18 protein-coding genes are annotated in these 19306 nt (G+C 71.0%); 12 read left to right on the forward strand and 6 right to left on the reverse strand.

All coding sequences use genetic code 11. The annotated features are described in order from the left end of the window. Window positions 1–81: 81 nt before the first annotated feature. The 4 genes from ABZO29_RS17570 to ABZO29_RS17585 all read left to right on the forward strand — a co-directional run bounded on the left by ABZO29_RS17570 (window position 82) and on the right by ABZO29_RS17585 (window position 2838). On the forward strand, window positions 82–1686 hold the full coding sequence (locus ABZO29_RS17570) for an acyl-CoA carboxylase subunit beta (protein WP_367321144.1): 1605 nt from the start codon (window positions 82–84) through the stop codon (window positions 1684–1686). A gap of 9 nt (window positions 1687–1695) precedes the next feature. Further along, window positions 1696–1902, forward strand: a complete 207-nt coding sequence (locus tag ABZO29_RS17575) for an acyl-CoA carboxylase epsilon subunit (protein WP_367321145.1) — start codon at window positions 1696–1698, stop codon at window positions 1900–1902. A 164-nt stretch (window positions 1903–2066) separates the two neighbouring features. Beyond that, window positions 2067–2195, forward strand: coding sequence for a morphogenic membrane protein MmpB (gene mmpB, locus ABZO29_RS17580; protein ID WP_367321146.1), 129 nt, complete (start codon window positions 2067–2069; stop codon window positions 2193–2195). 22 nt (window positions 2196–2217) lie between these two features. Next, the gene (locus ABZO29_RS17585; protein WP_367321147.1) at window positions 2218–2838 is read left to right on the forward strand and encodes a nucleoside triphosphate pyrophosphatase; all 621 of its coding nucleotides are present in this window, start codon (window positions 2218–2220) and stop codon (window positions 2836–2838) included. On the opposite strand, the gene ABZO29_RS17590 is transcribed toward ABZO29_RS17585, so the two are convergent. Continuing rightward, complete coding sequence (locus ABZO29_RS17590; RefSeq protein WP_367321148.1) at window positions 2807–3322, reverse strand: hypothetical protein; 516 nt, start codon at window positions 3320–3322, stop codon at window positions 2807–2809. The two genes, ABZO29_RS17585 and ABZO29_RS17590, sit on opposite strands and share 32 nt — an antisense overlap. A 407-nt stretch (window positions 3323–3729) precedes the next feature. Here ABZO29_RS17590 and ABZO29_RS17595 point away from each other — a divergent pair, with 407 nt between their 5' ends. After that, window positions 3730–5505, forward strand: coding sequence for a biotin carboxylase N-terminal domain-containing protein (locus tag ABZO29_RS17595; protein ID WP_367321149.1), 1776 nt, complete (start codon window positions 3730–3732; stop codon window positions 5503–5505). A 106-nt stretch (window positions 5506–5611) separates the two neighbouring features. Here the strand turns inward: ABZO29_RS17595 and ABZO29_RS17600 are convergent, their stop codons facing one another. After that, on the reverse strand, window positions 5612–6580 hold the full coding sequence (locus ABZO29_RS17600; protein WP_367321150.1) for a DeoR/GlpR family DNA-binding transcription regulator: 969 nt from the start codon (window positions 6578–6580) through the stop codon (window positions 5612–5614). Between the two features lie 167 nt (window positions 6581–6747). After that, window positions 6748–8196 (reverse strand): NAD(P)H-quinone dehydrogenase, encoded by a 1449-nt coding sequence (locus tag ABZO29_RS17605; protein ID WP_367321151.1) that lies wholly within the window; start codon window positions 8194–8196, stop codon window positions 6748–6750. Between the two features lie 96 nt (window positions 8197–8292). Here ABZO29_RS17605 and ABZO29_RS17610 point away from each other — a divergent pair, with 96 nt between their 5' ends. The 3 genes from ABZO29_RS17610 (at window position 8293) to ABZO29_RS17620 (ending at window position 12695) form a co-directional block, all read left to right on the forward strand. Beyond that, window positions 8293–8730, forward strand: coding sequence for a gamma-glutamylcyclotransferase (locus tag ABZO29_RS17610; RefSeq protein ID WP_367321152.1), 438 nt, complete (start codon window positions 8293–8295; stop codon window positions 8728–8730). Window positions 8731–8858: 128 nt separating this feature from the next. Continuing rightward, window positions 8859–9683: a purine-nucleoside phosphorylase gene (locus ABZO29_RS17615; protein WP_367321153.1), complete on the forward strand. Its 825-nt coding sequence runs from the start codon at window positions 8859–8861 to the stop codon at window positions 9681–9683. Between the two features lie 1380 nt (window positions 9684–11063). Then, window positions 11064–12695, forward strand: a complete 1632-nt coding sequence (locus ABZO29_RS17620; protein WP_367321154.1) for a phospho-sugar mutase — start codon at window positions 11064–11066, stop codon at window positions 12693–12695. A gap of 157 nt (window positions 12696–12852) precedes the next feature. Here ABZO29_RS17620 and ABZO29_RS17625 read toward each other — a convergent pair whose 3' ends face one another. Continuing rightward, on the reverse strand, window positions 12853–13569 hold the full coding sequence (locus tag ABZO29_RS17625) for a PH domain-containing protein (RefSeq protein ID WP_367321155.1): 717 nt from the start codon (window positions 13567–13569) through the stop codon (window positions 12853–12855). A gap of 112 nt (window positions 13570–13681) precedes the next feature. On the opposite strand from ABZO29_RS17625, the gene deoC reads away from it, so the two are divergent. From deoC to ABZO29_RS17640, 3 genes are read left to right on the forward strand one after another with little or no spacing between them, the layout of a single operon-like run. After that, on the forward strand, window positions 13682–14641 hold the full coding sequence (gene deoC, locus ABZO29_RS17630; RefSeq protein ID WP_367326166.1) for a deoxyribose-phosphate aldolase: 960 nt from the start codon (window positions 13682–13684) through the stop codon (window positions 14639–14641). A gap of 5 nt (window positions 14642–14646) precedes the next feature. Beyond that, on the forward strand, window positions 14647–16083 hold the full coding sequence (locus ABZO29_RS17635; RefSeq protein ID WP_367321156.1) for an aldehyde dehydrogenase family protein: 1437 nt from the start codon (window positions 14647–14649) through the stop codon (window positions 16081–16083). Further along, window positions 16076–17017: an aldehyde dehydrogenase family protein gene (locus ABZO29_RS17640; protein ID WP_367321157.1), complete on the forward strand. Its 942-nt coding sequence runs from the start codon at window positions 16076–16078 to the stop codon at window positions 17015–17017. Before ABZO29_RS17635 ends, ABZO29_RS17640 begins: the two co-directional genes overlap by 8 nt. 66 nt (window positions 17018–17083) lie before the next feature. On the opposite strand, the gene ABZO29_RS17645 is transcribed toward ABZO29_RS17640, so the two are convergent. Next, window positions 17084–17491: a hypothetical protein gene (locus ABZO29_RS17645; RefSeq protein WP_367321158.1), complete on the reverse strand. Its 408-nt coding sequence runs from the start codon at window positions 17489–17491 to the stop codon at window positions 17084–17086. A gap of 60 nt (window positions 17492–17551) precedes the next feature. On the opposite strand from ABZO29_RS17645, the gene ABZO29_RS17650 reads away from it, so the two are divergent. Further along, window positions 17552–18259, forward strand: coding sequence for a uridine kinase (locus ABZO29_RS17650; RefSeq protein WP_367321159.1), 708 nt, complete (start codon window positions 17552–17554; stop codon window positions 18257–18259). Between the two features lie 193 nt (window positions 18260–18452). On the opposite strand, the gene ABZO29_RS17655 is transcribed toward ABZO29_RS17650, so the two are convergent. Then, window positions 18453–19196 carry a SigE family RNA polymerase sigma factor gene (locus ABZO29_RS17655; protein ID WP_367321160.1) on the reverse strand — a complete coding sequence of 248 codons (744 nt, stop codon included), beginning with the start codon at window positions 19194–19196 and terminating at the stop codon, window positions 18453–18455. Window positions 19197–19306 lie beyond the last annotated feature (110 nt).

The raw sequence follows: 19306 nt of genomic DNA on the forward strand, positions 1-19306 counted from the left end.
CACTGCCGATTGATAGGCACCCCACTACGCTACGGATGAGTAACCGTCCCCCCTTTTGAGCAGGCAGGGAGCCGTATCCCGATGTCCGAGCCGGAAGAGCGTCAAGAGATCGACATTCACACCACCGCGGGCAAGCTCGCGGATCTCCAGCGCCGCATCGACGAGGCGACACACGCCGGCTCCGCACGTGCCGTCGAAAAGCAGCACGCCAAGGGCAAGTTGACGGCCCGTGAGCGGGTCCAGCTGCTGCTCGACGAGGGCTCCTTCGTCGAGCTCGACGAGTTCGCTCGGCACCGCTCCACCAACTTCGGGCTTGAGAGGAACCGCCCGTACGGCGACGGCGTGGTCACCGGGTACGGCACCGTGGACGGCCGTCCCGTAGCCGTGTTCTCGCAGGACTTCACCGTCTTCGGCGGTGCGCTCGGCGAGGTCTACGGGCAGAAGATCGTCAAGGTCATGGACTTCGCCCTCAAGACCGGCTGCCCCGTGATCGGCATCAACGACTCCGGCGGCGCGCGGATCCAGGAGGGCGTCGCCTCGCTCGGCGCGTACGGCGAGATCTTCCGCCGCAACACCCACGCCTCCGGCGTCATCCCCCAGATCAGCCTGGTCGTCGGCCCCTGCGCGGGCGGCGCGGTCTACTCCCCCGCGATCACCGACTTCACGGTCATGGTCGACCAGACCTCGCACATGTTCATCACCGGCCCCGACGTCATCAAGACCGTCACCGGCGAGGACGTCGGCTTCGAGGAGCTGGGCGGCGCCCGCACCCACAACTCCGCCTCCGGCGTGGCCCACCACATGGCCGGCGACGAGAAGGACGCCATCGAGTACGTCAAGCAGCTGCTGTCGTACCTGCCGTCCAACAACCTCAGCGAGCCCCCGGTGTTCCCGGAGGAGGCGGACCTCACCGTCACCGACGAGGACCTGGAGCTGGACACGCTGGTGCCGGACAGCGCGAACCAGCCGTACGACATGCACACGGTGATCGAACACATCCTGGACGACGCCGAGTTCTTCGAGACGCAGCCGCTGTTCGCGCCGAACATCCTCACCGGCTTCGGACGGGTCGAGGGCCACCCCGTCGGCATCGTCGCCAACCAGCCGATGCAGTTCGCGGGCTGCCTCGACATCGACGCCTCCGAGAAGGCCGCACGATTCGTGCGCACCTGCGACGCCTTCAACGTCCCCGTCCTCACCTTCGTCGACGTGCCCGGCTTCCTGCCCGGCGTCGACCAGGAGCACACCGGCATCATCCGTCGCGGCGCCAAGCTGATCTACGCCTACGCGGAGGCCACCGTGCCGCTGATCACGGTCATCACCCGCAAGGCCTTCGGCGGCGCCTACGACGTCATGGGCTCCAAGCACCTCGGCGCCGACCTCAACCTCGCCTGGCCGACCGCCCAGATCGCCGTCATGGGCGCGCAGGGCGCGGTCAACATCCTGCACCGCCGCACGATCGCCGAGGCGGAGGCGAGCGGCGAGGACCTCGAAGCGGTCCGCGCGCGCCTCATCCAGGAGTACGAGGACACCCTCCTCAACCCCTACATCGCGGCCGAGCGCGGCTACGTCGACGCGGTGATCATGCCGTCCGACACCCGCCGCCACGTCGTACGCGGCCTGCGTCAGCTGCGTACGAAGCGGGAATCCCTGCCCCCGAAGAAGCACGGCAACATCCCCCTCTAAGGAGCCGCTGTGATCAAGGTCGTACGGGGCAACCCGACCCCGGAGGAGCTGGCCGCCGCCCTGGCGGTGGTCAGGGCACGCGCCGCGGCGGCAGCCTCGATACCGCCCGGCGCACCCACAGAACGCGACTCCTGGTCCGACCCGGCAAGGATCGCCTCCCACCGCCTGCCCCAGCCGGGGCCAAGCTCATGGGCGCGCACTTACTGGCCGGGCTAGCAGCAGCCGACCCAAGGGGTGCGGGGCTGTATCAATGTGCGGCTCCGCCGCGTGGGCGCGACAAGCCCCCGCCGGCCCGCAGCCGACCAAAAACCGACTGCGGGCCACAAACTTGAGTACCCGTACTCAGGCGCCCTGACGGCAGCCCCCCGCAGGCTGGTCTCATGCTGTGGTCCGACCCCGAGAACGAGCCCCCCAAAGAACTCCGCGACATGCAGGAGATGTTGCGGCGGCTGGGCGTTCTCATGGCACTGGCCATGGTGCTCGCGATGATCGTCCTCGGCACGAGATGACGGCCGCCGATACGCTGACCGCATGACAGATCAGCCGCGCCGCCGACTCGTGCTCGCCTCCCAGTCCCCCGCCCGGCTCAACCTGCTGCGCCAGGCCGGTCTCGAACCCGAGGTGATCGTGAGCGGCGTCGACGAGGACGCCGTCCACGCGCCCACCCCCGCCGAGCTGGCGCTCGCCCTCGCCGAGGCGAAGGCCTCCGTCGTGGCCGCGAAACCCGAGGTCAAGGGTGCGATCGTGATCGGCTGCGACTCGGTGCTCGACCTGGACGGCGAGGCCCTCGGCAAGCCCGCCGACGCCGAGGAGGCGACGGCCAGGTGGAAGTCGATGCGCGGACGGGCCGGGACGCTCCAGACCGGCCACTGCGTCTACGACACCGTCACCGGGCGGTACGCCTCAGGCATCGCCTCCACCGTCGTCCGCTTCGGGGAGCCCACCGACGACGAGATCGCCGCGTACGTCGCCTCGGGCGAGCCCCTCTACGTCGCCGGCGCGTTCACCCTCGACGGGCGCTCGGCGCCGTTCATCGACGGCATCGACGGCGACCACGGCAACGTGATCGGCATCAGCCTGCCCCTCGTTCGGCGGCTGCTGGCACAACTGGGCGTCGGCATCACGGAGTTGTGGGCGCCACCGGAGGCGTGACCGGGGAGCCCTCGTCCCCCTTGCCGTCGTCGCCCGCCCCTTCGTCGCCCGCGCCGCCCTCGGGCGGCGCGTCAACGGGCTGCTCCGGCCGCGGCGGGCTGTCGTAGGTCATCAGCAGCAGCACGATCAGCGCGAGCACGACCATCATGAACAGGAACGCGGGCCAGCCCACCAGTCCCCACACGAACGCCCCCAGCAGGCCGTGCACCACGGCCGCGCTGATCAGCAGGACGCGGCCGAAGCCGGCGGGCGGGCGGTTGCGCAGGGCGACGAGGAGCGCGACCAGGCCGCACAGGGCGTAGTAGAGGCCGAAGACGACCCCGCCGATCTTCGAGGACACCGACATCATGTCCGGGTCCAGACCCGCCAGGGACATGTCCTGGCGGTCGACGACGATCCCCAGGAACCAGTTCAGCGCCGCGATGCCGAGCGCCTCGGCGAAGAGCACGATCGCCACCACCCACGCCACCGGTCTGCGCACCACCGGTCCCCACCCACTTCCGAGCCGTCGATCAGTTCGAGCGCCCGTCCGTTCGAGCGCCGTACGAGCAAGCCTGTTGTTACTCCAAGTACGTTCGAGACATCGCGAACGCTACTAACGGGTAAACCGCGGGACAAGGGTTCTGCGGAGGGCAAAGAATCATTGGGCCATTCGTAGGGACTCCACAAAGAAACGAAGTGGTCCGCAGCACGCTCTCACAGAGACCTTGACCACAGCGGAGGGCTAGGGTTTCCGGGAGGAGTCCTGCCTACCGAGGCGCGACAAGGGATTTCTCCGGTCGAGCGAGCCTCGCATCACGCTCCGTGTGGGCAAGCTCACCACTGGGGACGGGTCGAAGTGCCGTGTCAGCAGTCCCTAAACTCGGCTTGTTTCAAGGAGGGAGCCTCATCGTGCGCAAGGTGCTCATCGCCAACCGTGGCGAAATCGCTGTCCGCGTGGCCCGGGCGTGCCGGGACGCCGGCATCGCGAGCGTGGCCGTCTACGCCGACCCGGACCGGGACGCTCTGCATGTCCGCGCGGCGGATGAGGCGTTCGCTCTGGGCGGTGACACCCCGGCCACCAGCTACCTGGACATCGACAAGGTGCTGAAGGCGGCACGCGAGTCCGGCGCGGACGCCATCCATCCCGGCTACGGCTTCCTCTCGGAGAACGCCGACTTCGCCCAGGCCGTTTTGGACGCCGGTCTGATCTGGATCGGCCCGCCCCCGCAGGCCATCCGCGACCTCGGTGACAAGGTCGCCGCCCGGCACATCGCCCAGCGCGCCGGAGCCCCGCTGGTGGCCGGCACCCCCGACCCCGTCTCCGGTGCCGAGGAGGTCGTCGCCTTCGCCCGCGAGCACGGCCTGCCGATCGCCATCAAGGCCGCCTTCGGCGGCGGCGGGCGCGGCCTGAAGGTCGCCCGCACCCTGGAAGAAGTGCCCGAGCTGTACGAGTCGGCCGTCCGCGAGGCCGTCGCCGCGTTCGGGCGCGGCGAGTGCTTCGTCGAGCGCTACCTCGACAAGCCCCGGCACGTGGAGACACAGTGCCTGGCCGACTCCCACGGCAACGTCGTGGTCGTCTCCACCCGGGACTGCTCGCTGCAGCGCCGGCACCAGAAACTGGTCGAGGAGGCCCCGGCACCGTTCCTGTCCGAGGCGCAGGTCGACCAGCTGTACTCCGCCTCCAAGGCCATCCTGAAGGAGGCCGGCTACGTCGGGGCCGGCACCGTGGAGTTCCTCGTCGGCGCGGACGGCACCATCTCCTTCCTCGAGGTCAACACCCGTCTGCAGGTCGAGCACCCGGTCACCGAGGAGGTCGCCGGCATCGACCTGGTGCGCGAGATGTTCCGCATCGCCGACGGCGAAGAACTCGGCTACGGCGACCCGCGGCTGCGCGGCCACTCCATCGAGTTCCGCATCAACGGCGAGGACCCCGGCCGGGGCTTTTTGCCCGCCCCCGGCACCGTCACCGCCTTCACCGCGCCCACCGGCCCGGGCGTGCGCCTGGACGCCGGCGTGGAGTCCGGCAGCGTCATCGGCCCCGCCTGGGACTCCCTGCTGGCCAAGCTGATCGTCACCGGCGCCACCCGTGAACAGGCCCTGCAGCGCGCCGCCCGCGCACTGCAGGAGTTCCAGGTCGAGGGCATGGCCACCGCCATCCCCTTCCACCGCAAGGTCGTGCAGGACCCCGCGTTCGCGCCGGAACTGACCAGCAGCCAGGACCCCTTCACCGTCCACACCCGCTGGATCGAGACCGAGTTCGTCAACGACATCAAGCCCTTCACCGCCCCCGCCGACGCCGCGGAGACGGACGAGGACACGGGCCGCGAGACGGTCGTGGTCGAGGTCGGCGGCAAGCGCCTGGAGGTCTCGTTGCCTGCCTCGCTGGGCATGACCCTGGCCCGCACCGGCCTCGCGGCCGGCGCCAAGCCCAAGCGCCGCGCGGCCAAGAAGTCCGGACCGGTCGCCTCCGGCGACACCCTCGCCTCCCCCATGCAGGGCACCATCGTCAAGGTCGCCGTCGAGGAGGGCCAGGAGGTCACAGAGGGCGACCTGATCGTCGTCCTCGAGGCCATGAAGATGGAACAGCCCCTCAACGCACACAAGTCCGGCACCATCAAGGGCCTCGACGCCACGGTCGGCGCGTCCCTCACCTCCGGCGCCCCGATCTGCGAGATCAAGGACTGAGTCGTACGACGTGCGTACGACGTGACGGTGCGCCCGGTGGACCGGATCATACGGTCCACCGGGCGCACCGCTTTTCCCCGTCCCCGTGGTGGTCGCGCCCCCCGCTTCAGCGGCGGCGGAGGTCGGCGACCCGGGCCCTTTCGGTGCCCGGTGCCTGCTCGCCCAGGACCGTGGCCGTCCGCAGCGCCGGACCGGCGCCCGGGACCTGACCGCGGCGCGGGGCCGGGAGCGGCACGTCCCGGCGCGGCTGCCGCGCCGGGCCCGCATCACCCCCCGGGTTTCCCGAGCCCCCCGACGCCCCGGCCACGGCGATCTGCACGCCCTGGTCGGCGAGGGCCTGCAACTCGGTGGCGGCCCGGTCGTCATGGGCGGGCGGCTCGTCCGTCACGAGACGGGTGATGAGATCCGTCGGCACCGTCTGGAACATCGTGTCCGTGCCCAGCTTGGTGTGGTCGGCGAGGACGACGACTTCGGCGGCCGCCTGAACCAGCGCACGGTCGACGGACGCCGACAGCATGTTGGACGTGGAGAGACCGCGTTCGGCGGTCAGTCCGCTCCCGGAGAGGAAGGCCCGCGAGACCCTGAGCCCCTGCAGGGACTGTTCGGCCCCGCTGCCGACCAGGGCGTAGTTGGAACCGCGCAGGGTGCCGCCGGTCATCACGACCTCCACTCGGTTGGCATGGGCCAGCGCCTGGGCCACCAGCAGGGAGTTGGTGACGACGGTCAGGCCGGGGACCCGGGCGAGCCGGCGCGCCAGCTCCTGGGTGGTGGTCCCGGCGCCGACCACAATGGCCTCGCCCTCTTCGACGAAGTTGGCGGCCAGGTCGGCGATGGCCGTCTTCTCGGCGGTCGCGAGATGAGACTTCTGCGGAAAGCCGGACTCCCGCGTGAATCCACCCGGCAATACCGCACCGCCATGCCGGCGGTCGAGGAGTCCTTCTGCCTCCAGCGCGCGCACGTCCCGCCGTACGGTCACTTCGGAGGTCTGGACGACGCGGGCGAGCTCACGGAGCGACACGGCTCCGTTCGCTCGCACCATTTCGAGGATCAATTGGCGACGTTCTGCAGCGAACACGAAACTGACAGTAACCCCAACGACCGTCTGCTTTCAGCAGTTTGCGCCGAATAACAGAAGTTGTTCGCACAGAAGCTCGCGGAGTGGTATAGGAGCCTAGTTGTGCCGCCTATGCCGTCCGCATGGTCGGCAACTCCCCGTGACCGCAGGGGAGTCGGATCCGGCCGTCAGGCCTCGCCGGTCGCCTTGCGCGTGTGCAGCTGCCGTGCCACCTCGGCGATCGACCCCGAAAGGGACGGGTACACGGTGAACGCGTTCGCGATCTGTTCGACCGTCAGATTGTTGTCGACGGCGATCGAGATGGGGTGGATGAGTTCCGAGGCGCGCGGGGACACGACCACTCCGCCGACCACGATGCCCGTACCCGGCCGGCAGAAGATCTTGACGAAGCCGTCGCGGATGCCCTGCATCTTCGCGCGCGGGTTGCGCAGGAGGGGGAGCTTCACCACGCGGGCGTCGATCTTGCCCGCGTCCACGTCCGCCTGGCTGTAGCCGACGGTGGCGATCTCCGGGTCCGTGAAGACGTTCGAGGAGACCGTCTTCAGGTTGAGCGGGGCCACCGCGTCGCCGAGGAAGTGGTACATGGCGATACGTCCCTGCATGGCGGCGACGGAGGCGAGCGCGAAGACGCCGGTCACGTCACCGGCGGCGTACACGCCGGGGGCGGTGGTGCGGGAGACCTTGTCCGTCCAGATGTGACCCGACTCGCGCAGCCTGACCCCGGCCTCCTCCAGGCCCAGGCCCGCGCTGTTGGGTATCGCGCCGACCGCCATGAGGCAGTGCGAGCCGGCGATGACCCGGCCGTCCGCGAGGGTGACCTCGACCCGGTCCCCGACCCGCTTGGCGGCGGCGGCACGGGAGCGGGACATGACGTTCATGCCGCGACGCCGGAAGACGTCCTCGAGGACGGCGGCGGCGTCCGGGTCCTCCCCGGGCAGGACGCGGTCGCGGGAGGAGACGAGGGTGACCTTGGAGCCGAGGGCCTGGTAGGCACCGGCGAACTCGGCGCCCGTGACACCGGAACCGACCACGATGAGCTCCTCGGGGAGCTCCGTGAGGTCGTAGACCTGGGTCCAGTTGAGGATGCGCTCGCCGTCCGGCTGGGCGTCGGGGAGCTCGCGCGGGTGACCACCGGTGGCGATGAGGACGGCGTCCGCGGTGAGGGTCTCCTCGGTGCCGTCGGCGGCGGTGACGACGACCTTCCGGGAGCCGTCGAGAGCCTGCATGCCCTCCAGCCGGCCACGGCCGCGCATGACCCGGGCGCCGGCGCGCGTGACGGAGGCGGTGATGTCGTGCGACTGTGCGAGCGCGAGGCGCTTGACCCGTCGGTTGACCTTGTCGAGGTCGACCCCGACGACCCGGGCGGCCTGCTCCAGCGGCGGCGTGTCGTCGGCGACGATGATGCCGAGCTCCTCGTAGGAGGAATCGAAGGTGGTCATCACCTCGGCCGTGGCGATAAGGGTCTTCGACGGCACGCAGTCGGTGAGCACCGACGCCCCGCCCAGACCGTCGCAGTCGACGACGGTCACCTCCGCACCGAGCTGGGCGGCCACCAGGGCCGCCTCGTATCCGCCGGGTCCGCCACCGATGATCACGATCCGAGTCACGTACCCCATTGTCCCGTACGCCTCGGGGTGGTACTGCCTGGGGGGCCGCTCGAGATACCACTGTTACGGGAGGGGCGGGCGAGTCGGCTGCCGTACCCTCGATCCATGTCGCTCTACGCCGCGTACGCCGGCAATCTCGACGCGCGGCTGATGACCCGCCGCGCCCCCCACTCGCCGATGCGTGCCACCGGCTGGCTGAACGGGTGGCGGCTGACCTTCGGCGGCGAGCAGCTCGGCTGGGAGGGGGCGCTGGCGACGATCGTCGAGGACCCGATCTCGCAGGTCTTCGTCGCGCTGTACGACATCGCGCCGATGGACGAGGAGTCCATGGACCGCTGGGAGGGCGTGGGGCTCGGCATCTACCGGCGGCTGCGGGTACGGGTGCACACCCTGGAGGGGGAGGAGCCCGCGTGGGTGTACGTCCTCGACGGCTACGAGGGCGGTCTGCCGTCGGCACGCTATCTGGGGGAGATCGCGGACGCGGCGGAGTCGGCGGGGGCGCCGCACGACTATGTGATGGAGCTGCGGAAGCGGCCGTGTTGACTCCGATCACCCGGCTCACCTGAGCTTCCCCAAGTCACACCCGTCGTTGGAAACGACAAGACAACGATCGCCATCCCGTGAGCTCTGTCATCTACGCGCGTAGGCCCTGACCGGCTACTCTCGTCGGCGTGAACGCATCTCTTCTTCCGGACGACATCCAGGGCGACCCCCACGCCGCCGCCGACGCCGCGGCCGCGCGCCTGCGCGAACTGACGCGCGCCGAGACCCACGACGTCGCCCTCGTGATGGGCTCCGGCTGGGCACCGGCCGTCGACGCACTGGGCGCGCCCGACGCCGAGCTCCAGGTCACCGAGCTGCCCGGCTTCCCGCCGCCGGCGGTCGAGGGACACGGCGGCAAGATCCGCTCGTACAAGATCGGTCACAAGCGTGCGCTGGTCTTCCTGGGCCGCACGCACTACTACGAGGGGCGCGGGGTCGCCGCGGTGGCGCACGGTGTGCGTACGGCGGTGGCGGCGGGCTGCAAGACCGTCGTCCTCACCAACGGCTGCGGTGGGCTGCGCGAGGGCATGCGTCCCGGGCAGCCGGTGCTGATCAGCGACCACATCAACCTCACGGCCACGTCGCCGATCGTGGGGGCGAACTTCGTCGACCTGACGGACCTGTACTCGCCGCGGCTGCGGGCGCTGTGCAAGGAGATCGACGCCACGCTGGAGGAGGGCGTCTACGCGCAGTTCCCCGGGCCGCACTACGAGACGCCGGCGGAGATCCGGATGGCGCGGGTCATCGGGGCGGATCTGGTGGGCATGTCGACGGTGCTGGAAGCGATTGCTGCGCGGGAGGCCGGGGCCGAGGTGCTGGGCATCTCGTTGGTGACGAATCTTGCGGCGGGGATGACGGGGGAGCCGCTGAACCATGAGGAGGTTCTGCAGGCGGGGCGGGATTCTGCCGCGCGGATGGGGGCGTTGCTGGTGCAGGTGCTGGGGCGTTTGTAGGAGGGGGTTCGCCCACCCGCCCACCCGACTCGGTCGGATGAGGGGCCACCGTCCCTGGGGCTCCGCCCCAGACCCCGGACGCCGCGCCCGTCGGACGGCGGGCACCCTCGACCTGGGGCTCCGCGACTCGGTTGGACAAGAAGGCACCCCGGCTGGGGCTCCGCCCCAGACCCGGCGGGGACTGCGTCCCCAGCACCCCGCGGAGCCCGGCCCCCGCACCTCAGGGGATCGGGAACCTGCACCCCCAGGCTCCGCCCCCGCAACCTGCGGAGGTCCGGCCCCAGCACCCCGCGGAGCCCGGCCCCTGCACCTCGGGGGGATCCGGAACCTGCACCCCCAGGCACCGCCCCCGCAACCCGCGGAGGTCCGGCCCCAGCACCCCGCGGAGCCCGGCCCCTGCACCTCGGGGGGATCCGGAACCTGCACCCCCAGGCACCGCCCCCGCAACCCGCGGAGGTCCGGCCCCAGCACCTCGGGGGGATCCGGAACCTGCACCCCCAGGCTCCACCACAACCCGCGGAGGTCCGGCCCCAGCACCCCGCGGAGCCCGGCCCCTGCACCTCGGGGGGATCCGGAACCTGCACCCCCAGGCACCGCCCCCGCAACCCGCGGAGGTCCGGCCCCAGCACCCCGCGGAGCCCGGCCCCTGCACCTCGGGGGGATCCGGAACCTGCACCCCCAGGCTCCACCCCACAACCCGCGGAGGTCCGGCCCCTGCACCTCGGAGGGATCCGCACCCTGCACCCCCAGGCTCCACCCCACAACCCGCGGAGATCCGGCCCCTGCACCTCGGAGGGATCCGCAACCTGCACCCCACAAGGCTCCACCCCCGCAACCCGCGGAGGTCCGGCCCCAGCACCCCGCGGAGCCCGCCCCCCGCACCTCGGGGGATCCGATCCCCGCACCACGGGGGGATCCGGCCCCCGCACCCCGGGGGGATCCGGCCCCCGCACCTCGGGAGGGATCAGGAACCGCACCCCCACAAGGCTCCACCCCCGCAACCCACCCGGGCACGGCGATCCCACAGCCCATGTCCCCACATCCCTGGACCAAGGCAAGACCCCGCACTCCTCCGGCACAATGTCCCGCTCCTTCCCCGTTCCCCTCCCAATCCCGGCCCCCTCAACCCCGGCCCGTCCGGCGTTTGAGGACGAGGCCGTTCAGGTCGGCTGTGGGGGTCTGGGGGCGCAGCCCCCGGCGGGGTCGAAGGGGCGGAGCCCCCGAGGTGGGACGGGCAGGGGCGGCGGGGGCGAGAAACCACGCCGTGCCGAACAGCGGCGGCCCGCCGCGGGTACCCATCCCCCAGGGGCACACGGGCGCATACTCCATAGGCACCCGCACACACTACGAACCGCACACCGAACGAGAGGTTGACCCGACGTGCACGACGATCTCATCGCCCGGGCCAAGGCGTGGCTGGCCGAGGACCCCGACGCGGAAACCCGTGCGGAACTCGCCAAGCTGATCGACGCCGAGGACCACGCCGAGCTCGCCTCGCGTTTCAGCGGCACCCTCCAGTTCGGCACCGCGGGCCTGCGCGGCGAGCTCGGCGCCGGCCCCATGCGCATGAACCGCTCCGTCGTCATCCGCGCCGCCGCCGGCCTCGCCGCGTACCTGAAGAAGCACGGCCGCACCGACGGCCTCGTGGTCATCGGCTACGACGCCCGTCACAAGTCCGCCGACTTCGCCCGCGACACCGCCGCCGTGATGACGGGTGCCGGTCTCCGGGCCGCCGTGCTGCCCCGCCCCCTCCCCACCCCCGTCCTGGCCTTCGCCATAAGGCACCTCGGCGCCGCCGCCGGCGTGGAGGTCACCGCCAGCCACAACCCGCCCCGCGACAACGGCTACAAGGTGTACCTCGGGGACGGATCCCAGATCGTTCCCCCCGCGGACGCGGACATCGCCGCCGAGATCGACGCGATCACCACCCTCACCACCGTCGCCCGCCCGTCCGACGGCTGGGAGACCCTCGACGACTCCGTCCTCGACGCCTATCTCGCCCGCACGGACGCCGTACTCGCCCCGGATTCCCCCCGCACCGCCCGCACCGTCTACACCGCCATGCACGGCGTCGGCAAGGACGTCCTCCTGGCCGCCTTCGAACGCGCCGGCTTCCCCACCCCCGACCTCGTCGCCGAGCAGGCGGAGCCCGACCCGGACTTCCCGACCGTCGCCTTCCCCAACCCGGAAGAGCCCGGCGCCATGGACCTCGCGTTCGCCAAGGCCCACGAGACCGGCCCCGACCTCGTCATCGCCAACGACCCCGACGCCGACCGCTGCGCCGTCGCGGTCCAGGACGGCGACGGCTGGCGCATGCTCCGGGGCGACGAGGTCGGCTCCCTCCTCGCCGCACACCTCGTCGAGCGCGGGGCGACCGGTACCTTCGCCGAGTCGATCGTGTCCTCCACTCTCCTCGGCCGGATCGCCGAGAAGGCGAACCTGCGCCACGAGGAGACCCTCACCGGCTTCAAGTGGATCGCCCGCGTCGACGGCCTTCGCTACGGCTACGAGGAGGCCCTCGGCTACTGCGTCGACCCGGACGGCGTGCGCGACAAGGACGGCATCACCGCCGCCCTGCTCATCACCGAACTGGCCTCCGAGCTCAAGGAGCGGGGGCGCAGCCTCCTCGACCTCCTCGACGACCTCGCGGTCGAGCACGGGCTGCACGCCACCGACCAGCTCTCGGTCCGGGTCCAGGACCTGTCGGTCATCGCCGATGCCATGCGGCGGCTGCGCGAGCAGCCTCCGACCGAGCTCGCCGGGCTGCCCGTCACCCGCGCCGAAGACCTCACGCTGGGCACCGCCAAGCTCCCGCCCACCGACGGCCTGCGCTACACCCTCACCGGCGCCCGCGTCATCGTCCGCCCCAGCGGCACCGAGCCCAAGCTGAAGTGCTACCTGGAGGTCGTCGTGCCCGTGTCCTCGCGCGGCGACCTCCCGGCCGCCCGCGCCAAGGCGGCGGACCTGCTGGCCGCGATCAAGCGGGACCTCTCGGCGGCCGCCGGCATCTGAGGATCAGACACCAGCATTCAGCCCGACCACTGAGGTCCTTGTGGGGTGCCCCGGCCGGCGGCACCCCATCGGGTGATTCGCACACGGCGGCCGACGCATGCTCCACGGTGTGCCCGATCGGTCACGCGGGCGGCACACCCGGGCCGGCAAGTCCCAACTACCCCACCGCCACCAGAATCACCAACAACAACGCCCCCGCCACCGCCGGCCCCACAACCTCCCAGGCCCACCGCACGGTCACCTCACCCTGCGCCGTCGCGGCCTTCTCCCGTGCCGCCAGCAGCTCCCGCAGGTCGTCCATGATCTTGTCGGCCTCCGCCCTGGCCGGTCCGTCCTCCACGAAGCCGCCGTGCTGCCTCGAGAAGCCACCGGCCAGGCCACCGCCGAGACCGCCGGCCAGGCCGCCGCGCCGCCCGCGCCCGTCCCGCCCCGCGGCCTTCTCCGCCGCCGCCCGGGCCTCCTGCCGTGCCGCGCGCTTCCTGGCCCGCAGGGAGACGGGAATGGACCACAGCTGGAACTTCGCGCCCGCCTTGTCGACGACCTCGTTCGAGTAGCCGGACCGCAGGGAGGCCACCTGCCCCCAGGGCAGCACGACGACACGGAACGGGTTGCGGACGCGCAGCCGGTCGTCGCCGGCGTAGACCGCGGGACGGAGCGTGAACGCCGTGATCAGTGGCACGACGAAGATCAACGCAGCGAGCGCCAGCCAGGGTGTCCGTCCGTGCCCGGCGACGATCGCGTCGACACCGAGCCAGCCCGCGACGGCGAGCAGCAGGACACCGCCGACGATGCCCATGGGCGACCGGTAGATCCGGTCCTTGGAGCCGGGTGCCGAGGGCTTCGGCGGTGGTGACTGGTGCTCGGGGGTCGTCATGGTCCCGATTCTGCCCGACGCCTGCGACGAGGCTCGTTCCGGTACCTCCGCACAGGATGAGCAGTGGGGGGTGTACAGTCGCTACGCGCGTAGATATGCTCGTCTGGTGACCATGCCCACCACTGCAACAGCCGCACACCCGCTCGCAGACGTCACCGCGTCGAACAGCACGCTGCGCCGCTTCCTCCACGGGCTGCCCGGCGTCGACGCGGTCGGCCTGGAGGCGCGTGCCGCCTCCCTCGGCACCCGTTCCATCAAGACGACCGCGAAGGCGTACGCCATCGACCTCGCCATCTCGATGGTCGACCTGACGACGCTGGAAGGCGCGGACACCCCGGGCAAGGTCCGGGCGCTCGGCGCCAAGGCGGTCCGCCCCGACCCGACCGACCGTACGACCCCCACGACGGCCGCTGTCTGCGTCTACCCGGACATGGTGGCCGTCGCCAAGGAGGCCGTCGCCGGCTCCGGCGTGAAGGTCGCTTCCGTCGCCACGGCCTTCCCGGCCGGGCGTGCCGCCCTCGACGTGAAGCTGGCCGACGTGCGTGACGCGGTCTCCGCGGGCGCCGACGAGATCGACATGGTCATCGACCGCGGGGCGTTCCTCGCGGGCAACTACCTGAAGGTGTACGACGAGATCGTCGCGGTGAAGGAGACCTGCGGGACGTCGGCCCGTCTGAAGGTCATCTTCGAGACGGGCGAGCTGTCGACGTACGACAACATCCGGCGCGCGAGCTGGCTCGGCATGCTGGCGGGCGCCGACTTCATCAAGACGTCCACCGGCAAGGTGGCGGTCAACGCCACCCCCGCGAACACCCTGCTGATGCTGGAAGCCGTGCGTGACTTCCGTACCGCCACCGGGGTACAGGTGGGTGTGAAGCCCGCCGGCGGCATCCGCACCTCCAAGGACGCCATCAAGTTCCTCGTCCTGGTCAACGAGACCGCCGGCGAGGACTGGCTGGACAACCACTGGTTCCGCTTCGGCGCCTCCTCGCTTCTGAACGACTTGCTGATGCAGCGTCAGAAGCTGGCCACCGGCCGCTACTCCGGCCCCGACTACGTGACGGTGGACTGATCACCATGGCTTCCGTATTTGAGTACGCACCGGCGCCCGAGTCCCGCTCGATCGTCGACATCGCCCCCTCCTACGGCCTCTTCATCGACGGCGAGTTCGTGGATGCGGCCGACGGCAAGGTCTTCAAGACGGTCTCTCCGTCGACGGAGGAGGCCCTCTCCGAGATCGCGCAGGCCGGCGCCGAGGACGTCGACCGTGCCGTGAAGGCCGCCCGCAAGGCCTTCGAGAAGTGGTCCGCGCTGCCCGGTTCCGAGCGCGCCAAGTACCTCTTCCGCATCGCCCGCATCATCCAGGAGCGCAGCCGCGAACTCGCCGTCCTGGAAACCCTGGACAACGGCAAGCCCATCAAGGAGACGCGGGACGCCGACCTGCCCCTGGTGGCCGCGCACTTCTTCTACTACGCGGGCTGGGCCGACAAGCTCGGGCACGCCGGCTTCGGCGCGAACCCGCAGCCGCTGGGCGTGGCCGGCCAGGTCATCCCGTGGAACTTCCCCCTCCTGATGCTGGCGTGGAAGATCGCCCCGGCGCTCGCGACCGGCAACACGGTCGTTCTGAAGCCGGCGGAGACCACCCCGCTGTCGGCCCTGTTCTTCGCGGACATCTGCCGTCAGGCGGGACTGCCCAAGGGCGTCGTCAACATCCTTCCCGGGTACGGCGACACGGGCGCCGCGGTCGTCGCCCACCCGGACGTGAACAAGGTCGCCTTCACCGGCTCCACGGCGGTCGGCAAGGAGATCGCCCGCACGGTCGCCGGCACACGCAAGAAGGTCACCCTCGAACTCGGCGGCAAGGGCGCCAACATCGTCTTCGACGACGCCCCGATCGACCAGGCCGTCGAGGGCATCGTGAACGGCATCTTCTTCAACCAGGGCCAGGTGTGCTGCGCGGGCAGCCGGCTGCTGGTCCAGGAGTCGATCCAGGACGAGCTGCTGGACTCCCTGAAGCGCAGGCTCTCCACGCTGCGCCTCGGCGACCCCCTCGACAAGAACACGGACATCGGCGCGATCAACTCCGCCGAGCAGCTCTCGCGCATCACCTCGCTCGTGGAACTGGGCGAGGCGGAGGGCGCCGAGCGCTGGTCCCCGGAGTGCGAACTGCCCTCCTCCGGCTACTGGTTCGCGCCGACGCTCTTCACCAAGGTCACCCAGGCCCACACCGTCGCCCGGGACGAGATCTTCGGCCCGGTGCTGTCGGTCCTCACCTTCCGCACCCCGGACGAGGCCGTGGCCAAGGCCAACAACACCCCGTACGGCCTGTCGGCGGGCGTCTGGACGGAGAAGGGCTCGCGCATCCTGGCGGTGGCGAACAAGCTCCGCGCGGGCGTGATCTGGTCCAACACGTTCAACAAGTTCGACCCGGCCTCGCCGTTCGGCGGCTACAAGGAGTCGGGCTTCGGCCGCGAGGGCGGCCGCCACGGCCTGGAGGCGTACCTCGATGTCTGACAAGTCCCAGAAGACCGAGCGCGCCGAGCGCCTGTCCGTCTTCAAGACCTACAAGCTGTACGTCGGCGGGAAGTTCCCGCGTTCCGAGAGCGGCCGGGTGTACGAGGTGACGGACTCCAAGGGCAACTGGCTGGCGAACGCGCCGCTTTCGTCGCGCAAGGACGCCCGGGACGCGGTCGTCGCCGCACGCAAGGCGTTCGGGGTGTGGTCGGGCGCCACGGCGTACAACCGCGGTCAGATCCTGTACCGCGTCGCCGAGATGCTCGAGGGCCGCCGCGACCAGTTCGTCCGCGAGGTCGCCGACGCGGAGGGGCTGTCGCCCGCGAAAGCAAAATCAAACGCAGCGAAGGCGGCCGCCGTCGTGGACGCGACGATCGACCGCTGGGTCTGGTACGCGGGCTGGACCGACAAGATCGCCCAGGTCGTGGGCGGCGGCAACCCGGTGGCCGGCCCGTACTTCAACCTCTCCTCCCCCGAGCCGACCGGCGTGGTCGCGGTCCTCGCCCCCCAGGAGTCGTCCTTCCTGGGCCTGGTCTCGGTGGTCGCCCCGGTGATCGCGACCGGCAACACGGCGGTCGTCGTGGCGAGCGAGAAGTCCCCGCTCCCGGCCCTGTCGCTCGCCGAGGTCCTGGCGACCTCCGACCTCCCCGGCGGTGTGGTCAACGTCCTCTCCGGCCGTACGGCGGAGATCGCGGCGCCCCTGGCCGCCCACCAGGACGTGAACGCCATCGATCTCGCGGGCGCCGACGACGTACTGGCGAAGGAACTGGAGATCGCGGCAGCGGACAACCTGAAGCGAGTCCTTCGTCCACAGCCTGTGGACGAAGCCGGCTGGTCGGCGACTCCCGGCCTCGACCGCATGACGGCGTTCCTGGAGACGAAGACGGTCTGGCACCCGACGGGGTCGCTGGGCGTGTCCGGCTCCTCCTACTGAGGGCCGCAACAGACCGGAGAGCCGCGTCTCCCCTCCGTCCGGGGGAGGCGCGGCTCTCCGCCGTCGTCAGCCGTTGTTCAGCAGCCCGGCCGCCTCGCCCACCACCGGAACGCTGCCGATCGACCGCGCCTGCGTGACCGGCCCGGTCAGCGCCTGCGAGGAAACGGGCGCGAAGTCGGCGACCTGCGTGCCGACGCCGTTGTCGAGCGGGTCGACGCCGGTGCCCGCGAGCGGGTTGGGCCTGAGGTCCGAGACCGGACCCGTGACGTGGCCGACGGTGCCCTTCAGGGCGTGCAGTCCGGACTGCGGGTCGATCTCGCCGAGCGAGGTGGGGTGCGTACGCAACACGTCCACGACGGGCTCGGAGCCGGCGCAGGCCGTCCCCGCGCCCGCCCCCAGGGCCACCCCCGCGGTCGCGAGGGCGACCAGCGCGCGCCGGCCGGTCGGGTTCTGGGGGATGCGGTGTCGGCCCATGTCTACTGCCACCTTTTCCATGCACTGGGTAATCGGATCGACACGCAGGGTAGTTGACGTGTGACCCGCGCTTCAAAGCCGACCCGCGGGGTCGTTCGGGGCCCGTCGTATGCCTCACACTGGTGTCCCGTGAGTTCCCATCCGCCCATACCGACGCGAGTCGTGCTGCTCTGCGGCCCCTCCGGCTCCGGCAAGTCCCTTCTCGCGGCCCACTCCGGCCTCCCGGTGCTGCGGCTCGACGACTTCTACAAGGAGGGCGACGACCCGACTCTGCCCCAGGTGGCGGGGAGCTCCGACATCGACTGGGACCACCCCGGCTCGTGGGACGCGGATACGGCGGTCGCCGCGATCACGGACCTGTGCCGCACGGGTCGTACGACGGTCCCCGTGTACGACATCTCGCTCAGCGCCCGCACGGGCGAGGAGACGATCGAGACAGGGCGTACACCCCTCTTCATCGCGGAGGGCATCTTCGCGGCCGAGATCGTGACGCGCTGCCGGGAACTGGGCGTCCTGGCGGACGCGCTGTGCCTGAGCCGCGGCCCGGTGAAGACGTTCCGCCGCCGTTTCATGCGCGACCTGAAGGAGGGCCGCAAGTCGGTCCCGTTCCTGCTGCGCCGCGGCTGGCGCCTGATGAGGCTCGAACGCTCGATCATCGCCCGCCAGACGGCGCTGGGCGCGTACGCATGCGACCGGGACGAGGCGATGGGCCGTCTGGCGGCCGCGGCAGCCGGCCGGTGCGCCACGACGGCGCGTACTGCGGCGTGAGCGGACGCGCGTACGGCGGGTGAACCGACGTACGCGCACAGGACAGGGCGACACGAAAGAGCGGGACTGGACGGACCCCCCGGCCCTCCAGTCCCGCTCTCCTTTGGTGCTCCCCCGAGCTACCCCCGTTGGTCCCCCGTGACCCCCGTTGGTCCCCCCCTGTTACTGCTCCCCCGTGCGTCCCCCCGGACCCTCAGGCGACAAGCTCCCCGAAGGCGTCCTCCTCGTCACGGCCGAAGCTGAGGACCTCGTCCTCGCGCAGCCGGCGGAGCGACCGCCAGATGCTGGACTTCACCGTGCCGACACTGATGTCGAGGATCTCCGCGATCTCCGGGTCGGTGCGGCCCTCGTAGTAGCGCAGGACCAGCATCGTCCGCTGGAGTTCGGGCAGCCGGGCCAGCGCCTGCCACAGGACCGCGCGCAGCTCGGTGCCGCGCATCGCGTCCGTGTCGCCGGGCGTCTCCGGCAGTTCCTCGGTCGGGTACTCGTTGAGCTTGCGGCGCCGCCAGGCGCTGATGTGCAGGTTCGTCATGGTGCGGCGGAGGTATCCGCCGACCGCCGCCTTGTCACTGATCCGGTCCCACGCCTTGTACGTCGAGAACAGCGCGCTCTGCAGCAGGTCCTCGGCCTCGAAGCGGTCGCCGGTGAGGTGGTAGGCGGTTGCGTACAGGGAGGCGCGGCGCTCCTGGACGTAGGCGGTGAACTCCGCCTCCGACAGGGAACGACGCTCCCCCGTGCCCTCCCCGTACGCGGCTCCCCCGTGAGCATCCCCCGTGTGCGCGTCAACCACCGTCATGAACGCGGTGTGCTGACGCCCGGTGCCGCGAGCGCACCCCCGCCCGCTCACGGCACCGGACTTCTCGGAACCCCGGTGCGCGTTCACGTCGTGCAGACGCGTGATCACTGCGCTGGTGCTGGTGCCGTGCAGCGTGTTCATCTCGCGCCCCCCGTCGTGGACTTCCGGTTGTTCTCGTTGTTCCGTCTTGCTTCCTTGCCTGTGCCGAAAAGCTTGCCCGGGCGACTTCATGGCCGTGTCCGCCGACTGTC

Source organism: Streptomyces sp. HUAS ZL42 (genome assembly GCF_040782645.1).
In the GTDB taxonomy this organism is placed as follows: domain Bacteria; phylum Actinomycetota; class Actinomycetes; order Streptomycetales; family Streptomycetaceae; genus Streptomyces.

Bases quoted from the DNA above. Each gene is read 5' to 3' on its own strand.
- ABZO29_RS17570 (WP_367321144.1), top strand. From the start codon at position 82: ATGTCCGAGCCGGAAGAGCGTCAAGAGATCGACATTCACACCACCGCG.
- mmpB (WP_367321146.1), top strand. From the start codon at position 2,067: ATGCTGTGGTCCGACCCCGAGAACGAGCCCCCCAAAGAACTCCGCGAC.
- ABZO29_RS17585 (WP_367321147.1), top strand. From the start codon at position 2,218: ATGACAGATCAGCCGCGCCGCCGACTCGTGCTCGCCTCCCAGTCCCCC.
- ABZO29_RS17605 (WP_367321151.1), bottom strand. From the start codon at position 8,196: ATGGGGTACGTGACTCGGATCGTGATCATCGGTGGCGGACCCGGCGGA.
- ABZO29_RS17610 (WP_367321152.1), top strand. From the start codon at position 8,293: ATGTCGCTCTACGCCGCGTACGCCGGCAATCTCGACGCGCGGCTGATG.
- ABZO29_RS17625 (WP_367321155.1), bottom strand. From the start codon at position 13,569: ATGACGACCCCCGAGCACCAGTCACCACCGCCGAAGCCCTCGGCACCC.
- deoC (WP_367326166.1), top strand. From the start codon at position 13,682: ATGCCCACCACTGCAACAGCCGCACACCCGCTCGCAGACGTCACCGCG.
- ABZO29_RS17635 (WP_367321156.1), top strand. From the start codon at position 14,647: ATGGCTTCCGTATTTGAGTACGCACCGGCGCCCGAGTCCCGCTCGATC.
- ABZO29_RS17640 (WP_367321157.1), top strand. From the start codon at position 16,076: ATGTCTGACAAGTCCCAGAAGACCGAGCGCGCCGAGCGCCTGTCCGTC.
- ABZO29_RS17645 (WP_367321158.1), bottom strand. From the start codon at position 17,491: ATGGGCCGACACCGCATCCCCCAGAACCCGACCGGCCGGCGCGCGCTG.
- ABZO29_RS17655 (WP_367321160.1), bottom strand. From the start codon at position 19,196: ATGAACACGCTGCACGGCACCAGCACCAGCGCAGTGATCACGCGTCTG.